Annotated in this window: 7 protein-coding genes; 5 read left to right on the forward strand and 2 right to left on the reverse strand. The window is 37.4% G+C overall.

What is annotated here, in order from left to right:
• Positions 1–109 precede the first annotated feature (109 nt).
• Positions 110–1,453 carry an OmpA family protein gene (locus ABVM52_RS06920; protein ID WP_405384679.1) on the forward strand — a complete coding sequence of 448 codons (1,344 nt, stop codon included), beginning with the start codon at positions 110–112 and terminating at the stop codon, positions 1,451–1,453.
• Positions 1,454–1,522: 69 nt separating this feature from the next.
• Entirely contained in the window at positions 1,523–4,264 is a 2,742-nt protein-coding gene (locus tag ABVM52_RS06925) for a PD-(D/E)XK nuclease family protein (RefSeq protein WP_405384680.1), read from the forward strand.
• A 1-nt stretch (position 4,265) separates the two neighbouring features.
• Here ABVM52_RS06925 and ABVM52_RS06930 read toward each other — a convergent pair whose 3' ends face one another.
• On the reverse strand, positions 4,266–4,976 hold the full coding sequence (locus ABVM52_RS06930) for an SDR family oxidoreductase (RefSeq protein ID WP_405384681.1): 711 nt from the start codon (positions 4,974–4,976) through the stop codon (positions 4,266–4,268).
• A gap of 118 nt (positions 4,977–5,094) precedes the next feature.
• On the opposite strand from ABVM52_RS06930, the gene ABVM52_RS06935 reads away from it, so the two are divergent.
• A complete protein-coding gene (locus ABVM52_RS06935) occupies positions 5,095–6,438 on the forward strand; it encodes a sugar porter family MFS transporter (protein ID WP_405384682.1) in 1,344 nt (447 codons plus the stop codon).
• A gap of 171 nt (positions 6,439–6,609) precedes the next feature.
• Here ABVM52_RS06935 and ABVM52_RS06940 read toward each other — a convergent pair whose 3' ends face one another.
• A complete protein-coding gene (locus ABVM52_RS06940) occupies positions 6,610–7,908 on the reverse strand; it encodes an MFS transporter (protein WP_405384683.1) in 1,299 nt (432 codons plus the stop codon).
• Between the two features lie 434 nt (positions 7,909–8,342).
• Here ABVM52_RS06940 and ABVM52_RS06945 point away from each other — a divergent pair, with 434 nt between their 5' ends.
• Both ABVM52_RS06945 and ABVM52_RS06950 read left to right on the forward strand, forming a co-directional pair.
• Positions 8,343–11,336 carry a SusC/RagA family TonB-linked outer membrane protein gene (locus ABVM52_RS06945; RefSeq protein ID WP_405384684.1) on the forward strand — a complete coding sequence of 998 codons (2,994 nt, stop codon included), beginning with the start codon at positions 8,343–8,345 and terminating at the stop codon, positions 11,334–11,336.
• 11 nt (positions 11,337–11,347) lie between these two features.
• Positions 11,348–12,946: a RagB/SusD family nutrient uptake outer membrane protein gene (locus tag ABVM52_RS06950; protein WP_405384685.1), complete on the forward strand. Its 1,599-nt coding sequence runs from the start codon at positions 11,348–11,350 to the stop codon at positions 12,944–12,946.
• Positions 12,947–12,954 lie beyond the last annotated feature (8 nt).

Raw genomic sequence — 12,954 nt, forward strand, 5'->3', positions numbered from 1 at the left:
GCCTTTTAATCTATTAAATGCGTTAAAAAAAATAGGAAATTGATTTTGTTAATAATATTTAACAAGTTACATTTGCAGCTAATAAACACTTAAACTTAAAAATAAATACATGAAACATCTTAGCAAATTATTGGTTGCTGCCCTACTAGTTGTAGGTATTAACAGCATACAAGCGCAAGACGAGAATAATCCTTGGCAAGTACAGTTTGGGGTTAATGCCATAGACGTATACCCTACTGGGGATGTTAGTTCTTTTGGTAACGAATTCTTTAATGTGAACGACCACTGGAACATATTACCTTCTATTTCTTATGTAGGTGTATCTAAGCACATTGGTGATGGCTTCTCTATTGGAGCAAGAGGTTCTCTTAATAAAATTAGCAAATTAGGTGACGTTAGTGTTGACGATCTTTCTCACTATGCTATAGATGGTACAATAAAATATGATTTCATCAAAAGAGAAACTGTCCTAGATCCTTTTATCGAAATAGGTGGTGGTTATACTTGGGTTGATGAAATTGGTGCTGGTACTGTAAATGGTGGTCTTGGTTTGAACATTTGGTTCTCTGACAACTTAGGTCTTACATTACAATCTACTTACAAGCACGCTTTCGAAGATTACGGAGTTAAGCATTTTCAACATTTAGCTGGTATCTCTGTTAAATTTGGTGGTACTGACACTGATGGTGATGGTATCTATGACAAAGATGATGCTTGTCCAGAAGTTGCTGGTCTTGAAGCTTTCAACGGTTGTCCAGATGCTGACGGTGACGGTATAGAAGATAGCAAAGATAGCTGTCCTAACGAAGCTGGTTCTAAAGAAATGAACGGATGTCCTGATGCTGATGGTGACGGTGTTGCCGATAAGGATGATGCTTGTCCTAACGAAGCTGGTCTTCCTGCTTTAGCTGGTTGTCCTGATGCTGATAGCGATGGTGTTGCCGATAAGGATGATTCTTGTCCTTCTGAAGCTGGTCCTGCTGAAAACAAAGGTTGCCCATGGCCAGATACTGATGGTGACGGTGTTCTTGACAAAGACGATCAATGTCCAGAAGTTGCTGGTACTGTAGCTAACGCTGGTTGTCCTGAAGTAACTGCTGAAGTACAAAAGCAATTGAACGATTATGCTAGAACTATTTTATTTGATACTGGTAAATCTTCTATCAAAGCTGAGTCTACTTCTGTAATGGTTGATATTATTACAATCCTTAAAGAATATCCAAACGCTAAGTTTACCGTTGAAGGTCATACTGATAGCGTAGGTAGCGAAAAATTAAATCAAAGTCTTTCTGAGTCAAGAGCTCTTTCTGTAAAAGAATTCTTAGTAGACAAAGGAATTGAAGAATTTAGATTATCTGCAGTTGGTTACGGTGAGTCCAAGCCAATCGCTACAAACAATACAAGAGCTGGTAGAGCTCAAAACAGAAGGGTAGAAATTAACTTAGTAAAATAAGTTTAAACAAACCTTAAGTGTTTTAATAAAAGCTCCGCATAATATGCGGAGCTTTTTTATTTTTACCCTATGCAAAGTTTTATAAAAGATGTCGTTAAGGATGTATTGGGCACAGAACAAGATATTGAAGATGTCATCTTTGTATTGCCCAGTAAACGTGCTGGGGTCTTTCTACAGCAGGAAATAGGAAAAAGTATAAACCAAACTATTTTAGCTCCTGAAATCTATAGTATTGAAGATTTTATAGGTCATATCTCTGGTCTGGTAACAGCGAATACAACCACTCAACTTTTTGAGCTTTATAAAGCCTATTTGACTATTGGTGATTATGAAAAAGAATCTTTTGATTCCTTTTTAAAATGGGGACAAATACTCTTACAAGACTTTAATGAAATAGACCGTTACCTGGTTGATGCCAATACACTTTACCAAAATGTAGCTGCCATACAAGAGGTTAACCATTGGTCATTACATGCTGAGAAATCTGAAATGATAGAGAATTATCTACATTTTTGGAGACATTTAAAGGACATTTACAAAGAATTTAATGCTAACTTATTACAACAAGGTCTAGGACATCAAGGACTTATCTACAAAACTTCGGTTGAAAAATTACCTGACTATATAAATGATGTAACTAAAAAACATATCTTCTTAGGATTTAATGCCCTAAACAAAGCGGAGAGTAATTTAATACAATCCATACTACAACAAACCACGGCAACTATCTACTGGGATATTGATGGATCTTTTTTAAAGGATGAAATACATGATGCCGGTTATTTCATTAGAGCCTATCAAAATACTTGGTCCGCATTAAAGAACAACCCCCTAAAAGGAATATCCAATTATTATTTAACAAAAAAGAAAATTCACGTCATTGGTGTTCCTAAAAATATATCGCAAGTAAATTATGTTGGTCACCTTCTACAAACTATACATAAAGATGCCCCTGAGCAATTAAAAAATGCTGCCATAGTCTTGGGAAATGAAGAATTGCTCAACCCGCTATTAAACTTCATCCCTGAAGATATAACCGCTACTAACATCACCATGGGTCAAAAATTAGAATTGACCACATTAGCAAGTTTCTTTTTGCACTTGCTAGAATTTCATGAACAAAAAACGGAAAAAGGGTGGTTTTATAAGCATCTACTAAATCTACTTACACATTCCTATACCGTAATGTTGTTTAATGAAATGGGATTATCTACACGTCAATTGATTACTACCATAAAAACAAATAACTGGTCGTATATCAGCATATCCAAAATTTCATCATTATTGGGTGAACACAAAACTATTGCCCTGCTCTTTAAGGATGTAAAAGACAATCCTAACTTGGTAATTGACCATTTCTTAGAATTGGTGCAAGAATTAAGGCAAATAGATTCCGTCAGCAAAGATGGGTTTATACTTGAACAACTATACAAATTTTACACGCTTTTTAACCAACTTAAAGACCTTTGCCACAGTTTTACCTATATCAATAGCCTTAAAAGCTTAAAACAACTATATAAACAATTTTTAAGTACAGAAACATTGGATTTTCAAGGTAACCCCGTAGAAGGTATTCAAATCATGGGGATGCTAGAAAGTAGATTATTAGATTTTGAAACGGTTATTCTTACTTCTGTAAACGAAGGAATACTTCCGTCAGGAAAATCAAACAATTCATTTATTCCGTTTGACCTGAAAACAAAAAATGATTTACCTACCTATAAGGAAAAAGATGCCGTTTACACCTATCATTTTTATAGATTATTACAACGTGCAAAAAACGTTTACATACTTTATAATACAGAACCCGATGCATTGGAAGGCGGGGAAAAAAGCAGGCTTATTACCCAATTGTTGACCGATGAATACAGGACCGATGTTAAAGAATTCATTGCCACACCACAAATACAATCATACCCTATTACGCAAGATGTAATTCCTAAAACTGAAAGTTTGGTGGCACTTATCAAGGAAAAGGCCGCCAAAGGCTTTTCACCAAGTTCACTGAGCAATTATATTAGAAATCCTATAGATTTCTACAAACAGAACTTATTGAACATCAACGATATTCTGGAAGTGGAAGAAACGTTGGCTCCTAATACTTTTGGGACTATTGTACACGATTCCTTAGAAGCTCTTTATACCCCTTTAATAAATACTTACCTTACTAAAGAGGGGTTAATTGCGGTAAAAAAGGATATACACAAAACAGTACTCCATAATTTTCAAAAAACATTTAAAGAGGGTAATATCCAATCAGGGAAAAATTACATCACCTTTCATGTAATTTTAAAGTACATCCAAACTTTTATTGATACTGAAATAGAGCAACTAGCACATCATACCATAAAAATAATAGGCCTAGAACAAGACTTACGGGTTCCGCTAGAGATAGAAGGGTTGGATTTTCCAATAACCTTAAGGGGTAAATTGGACCGTATAGATGAATTTGATGGCGTAACTAGAATTATAGACTACAAGACCGGAAGAGTAGACCGCAGAAATGTAGAATTAATGGATTGGGAGGTCCTTACTCAAGATTATCAATACAGTAAGGCATTTCAATTACTTTGTTACGCACTTATGTATTTTAAAACCAACCCTAACGCAAACTTAACTGTACAAGCAGGTATCATTTCATTAAAGAACTTTACCGATGGCACCTTGCTCTTTGCACAAAAAGAATCTGCCCGTGGCCCCAAAAACCATAGTATTAATACTAAGGTCATTCAAGATTTCGAGCAGATACTTTCGCAATTGATAAAGGAAATTTGTAACCCCCAAATACCATTTACGGAAAAAGAAATTTAGTTTATTTCTTATCCGGTCTTGTGGGTCTAACCTCAATTTTACTAGGTAATGTCCGCGGATTCATCTTTAGAAGGTCTAACACCAGTTCACCTATATCCTCTGGCTGAATTTTCCAGGCATCCTTTTCACCGGGTACATTATCATTAAATTGGGAGGCTACAGATCCAGGCATTATTGTAGAAACCTTAATATCATATTTACGTAAATCCAGCATTGCTGCTTGCGTAAAACCTACCACACCAAATTTAGATGCGTTATAACCCGCCCCTTGGGCAAAGAAATTGGTCCCTGCCAAACTTGCTAGGGTAATATAATATCCCTTAGATTCTTTTAAAGCCGCTACAGATGCTTTCAAGGTGTGAAAAACCCCGTTTAAGTTGGTATCTATCATCTGGTGCCATTGTTCATCGGTCATTTCATCTACAGGCGCAAAATTACCTACACCGGCATTCGCCAAAACGGCATCTAACTGTCCCCAATTTTCAAGAATTTTGGAAACTGCATTTTTTTCATCCTCAATTTTGGAAACATCGGAAACCACACCCATTACCGCATCGTTATTAAAATCTTTTAATGCTTTGTCCACACTTTCCTGAGATCTGCCACTAATAGCTACCTTCATGCCTTGGGCCAATAATGATTGGGCTACGCCAAAACCTATTCCTTTTGTACCACCGGTAATATAAACCACCTTATCTTTTAACTCTTTCATCTCGTTATTTTAAAATTTATAACAAGTTACTGCTTATATGAAATTATAGTAGTCTGTTAAGTACAAGAATTAACGGTTTTGATTTATTATATTTAGCGACTCTTAAAATTATATTAAAATGAACAGAATAATTGTTTGGTCTATTACCGTTGCTCTAGCTGGTTTTTTATTTGGATTTGATACCGTTGTGATCAGTGGAGCAAATGAACCTATAAAACAATTATGGAACACCTCTCCTTTATTCCATGGCACTTTTATTATGAGTATGGCACTTTGGGGTACCGTTTTGGGTTCTCTTTTTGGTGGCATTCCTACAAAGAACCTAGGGCGTAAAAAAACATTGATTTGGGTAGGAATACTGTTTTTGGCTTCTGCACTTGGTTCCGCGTTGGCGCAAGACCCCTATTCATTCTCATTCTTTAGGTTTATTGGTGGTGTTGGTGTAGGTATTTCTTCTGTTGCCGCACCTATCTATATTTCAGAAATAACCTCTAAAGAAAATAGAGGCAAACTTGGCGGACTTTATCAATTTTGGTTGGTATTCGGTATTTTAATCGCTTTTGTTTCAAATTGGTTGCTAAAGGATTTTGACGGTGCAAATGATTGGCGTTGGATGCTAGGTGTAGAGGCTATACCGGCATTTATATATACTTTAATGGTTTTTACTGTTCCTGAAAGCCCAAGGTGGTTGGCACTACATAAAAAAGATGATGCCGCAGCCCTAAAAATTTTAGAGACCATACACCCAAATGGAGGGGCAGATAAACAATTATTGGAAATAAAAACAGACCTTAAGGTTTCTACAAAGAGTGAAGGTCTTTTTCAAAAAAAATATTCTAAAGTTCTCTGGCTTGCATTTTTTATAGCATTTTTTAACCAACTTTCCGGTATTAACTTTGTCCTGTATTATGCGCCTGAAATTTTAGAACAAGCGGGTCTTGGAGGCAAAGAATCGTTATTCAATTCTATTGCTATTGGCCTCGTAAATCTCATATTCACTTTTATTGGAATTCGCTTATTGGATAAACTGGGAAGACGACAATTAATTATCATTGGTTCTATAGGATACATAATAAGCTTGATTATGGTAGGACTTTGTTTCCAAATGGATTTAGGCTCTACATTGACCCTTACTTTTATCTGTACGTTCGTAGCCTCCCATGCTATAGGACAAGGCGCAGTAATTTGGGTTTTCATTTCAGAAATTTTTCCAAACAGCGTACGTGCATACGGACAATCTTGGGGCGTAAGTGTCCACTGGATATTTGCTGCTATCATTACTTTAATTACCCCATTTTTCTTGGATGCCAGTCAAGGAATATTGAAAGATCAAGTTTGGTATATTTATTATTTCTTTTGTGCAATGATGGTTTTTCAGCTGATTTGGGCAATTACCAAAATGCCGGAAACCAAAGGAGTTTCATTAGAGAATTTGAGTAAAACACTAATTAAGGAAGATTAAACAATAAAATTTTCACTTAATAGATATTATCTAGAATACCGAAAAAACAAATAGATGATACACTATTATTCAGTATCAATATAACCAACTATGGTCTTGGTATTAAAATGATACTGTTCATTTTTGGCGCATCATAAAACCGTGAAAATCTGAGGTAAATTACATTTGCCTTTAAGGTATCTCCTTTGAAGAAATAAAGTAGGTAACAACGCCCGCCAAAAAGGCCGGAACTGCAAAAATCATAAAATTGGTAGACATGGAAAGTCCCCATCCAATTAAAATACCTCCAAGCGCGGGACCTAATACGCCCCCTAACCTACCAGCACCAATGGCCCAACCAACACCTGTGGTCCTAAATTCTGCCGGATACAACCTTGCCGCAACGGCATAAAGTCCAACAAAACCACCTTGAAGTGTAAACCCTAACAAACCAAAAATTAATAGAATAAAATCTGAGCCTACAAAAACATTGAATATAGCCATCAGAAAAGCAGTAGTTCCTAAAAAAAAAGCAATGGTTTTTTTAAGTCCAATTTTTGATGAAATATACCCCTGTACCACAATACCAAAAAATGCCCCAACATTAAATACCGTGCCGGAATAAATGGCCAATTCCATAGACAGGCCCGCATTTGTAGCCAATTTTGGTATCCAGCTTATTAAAAAATACAAGCATCCAAAAGCAAAGAATAAAGCTGTCCATAGTTTAAGGGTAGATATCCTGTAGGTATTGGAAAGTAATTGATCCACGGATATGATAAGTGACTTATTTGATTTATTAGGTAATTCCGATAAAGGAGAAACTTTTAACTTTTCTAAAATACGGTTGACTTTTTGCAAAGCATTTCTTGGCTGTTTGCTCAAATAAAATTCGATTGATTCTGAAAGGAAGAAAAATATGATGGGTATGGTAACCAATGATGCAATACCTGCCAATTTAAACATCATACGCCAACCACTAACGGGGATTACAGAAGCCGCTACATAACCAACTATTATAGCTCCTATAGGATACCCGGCCAATACAAAACTTACCCAAAAATCCTTGGACCTGTTAGGCAAATATTCAGAAGTAAGGGACGCTGTGGTGGCCAACATACTACCAATACCTAATCCACTTAATAAACGTAGCAGGATTAATTGTGGTACTGTTTGGGCAAACCCTGTACAAAAAACACTGGCACCCATTAGAAAAGCACTTATCAGAATCATCTTTTTTCGTCCAATATGATCTGCATAAGGAGCAATTACCAATGCTCCTAAGGCCATTCCCGCCAGACCTACACTAAAAACAATACCTAAGGCTTCCGGTCCAATCTGCCAAGATGTGGCAATTGCAGGGGCACAATAAGAAATAATCAAAACATCCATACCGTCCAAAACATTCATTAAAAAGCAAATCATAATGGTTATATACTGCAGCTTTGTAATGGATTGCTCGTTCAATTGCAAAAACGGAATTTTGGACATGGGATCAGTATGTAATTAAATTAGTGTTTATACGTGTTAAAATAACATTAATTTGCCTTATTCCAGAAGCTTGTGGCAATTTTAAAATGTATTCTTTCCCTTGGCATATAATTTCGGCTATAAAATTGCTTCTATAAAAGTTTCAATGTGCGCCTCTGATATTAAATATTTGGTCATCTGTATGCTTTTAACACCAATTACCTACTCCATATAAGCTTACAAAAAATTTAAAAATGACGCTTCTTAGCCAATTTGATATGTCTTATAACGCAATATGGGTAATATAGTACAAGAACAGGATAATTATATAAAAAACCCAAGCTGATATAATATTTAAGTTTACAAGTGTAAAATATACGTTTATTAAACTTTTCGTAAATGTTAAGTTAAAATGTAACGCATTTTATAATAAACAATCCAAACAACAACGTATTATGAAGATGACCAAATTACTGCCAAAAATTCTTTGGAGACCAAATTGTCCCAAAAAAAGAACGCTCTTTTCTATCATTTGCTTTTTGATTGTTCAGATATCCTTTGCCCAGCAAGAAGTTTCTGGAACTATCACCGACCAACAGGGAATTCCAATTTCTGGAGCTACAGTCATGGAAAAAAACACATCAAACGGGGTTGTCTCTGATTTTGACGGAAATTATCAAATGACCACATCAAGTCCAGATGCCATACTGGTTATTTCATACCTAGGTTTTAAGACTACTGAAATTCCGGTAAGCTCATCTACAATAGATGTTACCCTACAAGAGGATTTGGAACAACTTTCAGAGGTTGTCGTTATTGGTTATGGAACCCAGAAACGGGCAGATGTTACCAGCTCTGTTGCTACGGTAAAGTCAGAGGATTTTGTTCAGGGTAACGTTAAAGATGCTGCCCAACTTATACAAGGTAAAGTTGCCGGATTATCCGTATCTGCACCTTCGGGTGATCCTACAGAGGGAACACAGATAAGCCTTAGGGGTACATCTAGTATTCTAGGGGGCACCAACCCTTTGGTATTGGTAGATGGGGTACCAGGAAGCCTAAATACGGTAGCACCAGAGGATATTGCATCAATAGATGTATTAAAAGATGGTTCCGCTACCGCAATATATGGAACACGTGGTACCAATGGGGTAATCATTATCACTACCAAGAAGGGAACCAACGACATGAAATCTACCATAGAATATAACGGGTATATGTCACTATCTACTATTGCCAATCAATTGAATTTTTTAAATGCAGAGGAACTTAGACAAAAGTTTGATGAAGGTTATACCTTCAACGGGGCTAATTTGGAGGATTTTGGTTCAAATACTGATTGGGTAGATGAAATTACACGAGATGCCTATAGCCAAGTCCATAACTTGATTTTTAGGGGCGGTAATGCCACTTCAAACATGACGGCATCATTAAACTATAGAGATCTTGACGGTATTTTTCTAAAATCAAACAGTGAAAAATATACGGCTAGAGTTAGCGGTAACCATGCTATGTTCGATAATAAATTAAAGGCCAATGTAGGGATAATATTAAGTGAGCAAACCTATAACGCATTAGGTGACGGTACAAGTTTTAACCCTTACATCTACAGACAGGCAGTCATTAGAAACCCTACTGAACCTGTTAGGGACGTAGATGGAAATTGGTTTGAAAGGGATGTCTACTTTTATGATAATCCTGTAGGATATATCCAAGAAACTATTGGAGAAAATAAATTAAGAAACACTAGGTTCGATTTTTCATTAAGTTATGATTTTGGAGACCACGTAACCTTAAAGGGACTTTACACCCGTAAAGGAGAGTCTAACATAAGAGGTTTTTACCAAACCAAAAACCATGTTTCCACTACAAAGAACGGGCAAGAAGGTTATGCCTCTAGAGGTACGGATGACTATGTAGGCAACTACGGCCAATTTACTTTAGATTATGACAATACCTTTGGCAAACATAAGGTGACCGGTTTATTTGGGTATAATTATGAAGACAATACCAATGAAGGTTTTTATGCCACCAACCGTCGTTTTCCTACAGATGGATTTACCTATAATAATTTAGGAAGTGGACAAGGTTTACAATTGGGAGAAGCCGGTATGGGGAGTTATAAAAATTCAGATATGTTGATCGCATTCTTTTCCAGGGTCACTTATAACTATGACAATCGTTACCTTTTAATGGCAAGTATTCGTCGTGAAGGTTCTTCAAGATTTGGTGACGATAACAAATGGGGTAATTTTCCAGGTATATCCTTGGGTTGGCGTATAGACCAAGAATCCTTTGCTGAAAACTGGGATTGGTTATCCAACCTTAAGCTAAGAACAGGATTTGGGGTAACGGGTATTAACGCCGGTGCCAATTACCAAGCACTTAGTGGTCTAAATTACGGTTCTTACTTTTTAAACAACGGACAATGGGTAAGGGAACTAGTACCGTCACGTAATGCAAATCCTGATCTAAGATGGGAAAAGAAAGAGGAATTTAACCTTGGTCTTGATTTCGGTATCCTTGACGGACGTATAAACGGATCTATAGATTACTACAATAGAACTACCAAAGATGCTTTGTTCAATTATAGTGTGCCAACACCACCATACTTTTTCGGAACAATAGCGGCAAACGTTGCTGAAATCAAAAATACAGGTCTTGAATTTTTGTTGAACGTTACCCCTATACAGACAGAAAATTTTAATTGGACCGCAAACCTCACCTATTCTACCAACACCAATGAAATTGTATCATTGTCCAATGACGCATTTCAATTAACGAACGATTTCTTTGATCAAGGATATACGGGAGAGCCTATTCAAATTAGCACACATAGGGTTCAAGAGGGCCAACCTATTGGGAACTTCTTTGGTCTAAAAAGTGTGGATATTACAGATGATGGTATTTGGATCATTGAAAGACCAGACGGTTCATTGGTACCCGCCACGGAAGCTACTACGGACGATCGCCAAATTTTAGGTAATGGTCTACCCAAAGCCTACTATAGCTGGAACAATACCTTACAATATAAAAATTGGGACCTAATGGTAAACTTAAGAGGCGCCCTGGATTATGAAATACTGAATTTCTCGCGCATGTTCTATGAGAACCCTACCGTTAGTTACAATACCTTGGATTCTGCATATGACCTTGTTTATGGAAAATCAGAATTGCAAGATGTACAGCGTTTTGTAAGCTATTATGTGGAGGACGGGGACTTTCTAAAAATAGACAATGTTACCCTAGGGTATACTTTACCTAAAGATGCCATTAAGTTTGCAGAAACATTCCGGATTTATGCCTCTGGCTTAAACTTGGCAACCATTACGGACTACAAGGGTATTGACCCAGAAGTAGATAGAGAAGGTTTGGCTCCAGGTAATGACGAAAGGGACAAATACCCCTCTATTAGAACTTTTTCCTTAGGTATCAATTTTACATTCTAAACTAAACGACTATGAAAAATATAAGCAACAAAGTGTTTTCACTTAAAACTAAAATATCGATCCTAGCGGTTTGTGCATTGTTTGTACCCATAGGTTGTACCGATTTGGAGGAAGAAGTATTTTCTGAAGTGACGGAATCATCATTTGTTCCTTCAGAATCTGATATTGTGTCCGTTATGGCATCGGCCTATACCCCAATGCGCTACGTAATGGGCTGGCAAGGTTGGTTTGACCTACAGGAAGAACCGGCAGATATGTTCATAACTCCTACAAGACCAAACGGTTGGGATGATGGCGGTACGTATAAAAGAATGCATTTTCATGAGTGGACCCCAACACAATGGCAGCCTAGAAATACTTGGATTAACTGTTTTAATGGCATCAACAGTGCCAATAGGGTAATTTTACAAATAGAATCTGAACAGTTACCGGTAAGTGAAGAACAGGCTGTTTCCATTATTTCCGAAATGAGGGCGCTTAGGGCCCTCTATTACTCCATGCTGGTAGATTCTCACGGCAATGTCCCTATTATTTCAAGTTATGGGGAAGACCTGCCCGTTCAAAGCTCTCGTACAGAGGTCTACAATTTTATCATCTCTGAGCTGAACGAGGTTATACCTAGCTTAACGGAAACCGTTGATGTAAGTACCTATGGCCGTATGACCAAATGGGCCGCCTACCATGTATTGGCCAGGGTATACCTAAATTCAGAAGTATATGCCGGTACTAGCAATTGGGACAAGGTCATAGAGGCTTGTAACAAAATAATAGAAAGTGGTGCTTTTCAATTGTCAGATAGTTATTCCGATATTTTTAGTACCAATAATGAAAGTAACAGTGAATTGGTCTTTGCCATACCTTATGACCAAATTTTTGCGGGACAATGGAACGCCCATATGAAAATGTTACTACCGGACCACAGATTGGTTTTTGGCATGCAGGCCCAACCATGGGGAGGTTCTAGTTGTAACCCCCAGTTCATAGACAGCTATGCCCCAACTGACAATCGTTTATCAGATACCTGGTTAATGGGCGATCAGTTAAGTGCCTCTGACGGTAGCGTGGTCATGACCTTGGTAAAGGAAATGCCCAGTATTTACGATTGTGATTTTACAGATGGTTTTAGATGTGGCAAATATGAGATAGAACCTGGTGCTACCGGGGGGCTTAGTGTGGATTTTCCGTTTTTAAGATATACCGATGTATTGATGATGAAAGCCGAAGCATTACTTAGAACGGGCAGTAGCGATGAGGCCGCAACGATTGTTACCCAAGTGCGTGCACGATCGTTCAACGACCTGGCAGATGCAACCGTAACTGGCGCAGAACTGGAAGGCGATACAACCGTACAGTACGGAACCTTGGCTGAAGATGGCACTATTGCAGATGCCGGAGACCAAACTGCTATACCTTACGGACGATTTTTGGACGAATTGGGCTGGGAATTTGCCGGTGAGGCCAGAAGAAGGACAGATTTAATCAGATTTGGAGTTTACCAGACAAAAAGCTGGTACAATCATACACCAAAAGGTGAGTATACCACTTTATTTCCCATTGGTTTAGAGGAGTTGAACACCAACTCTAACTTAAACCAAAACCCAGGATATTAAAATAGCTT

Source organism: Maribacter sp. LLG6340-A2, from assembly GCF_045057105.1.
Taxonomy (GTDB): domain Bacteria; phylum Bacteroidota; class Bacteroidia; order Flavobacteriales; family Flavobacteriaceae; genus Maribacter.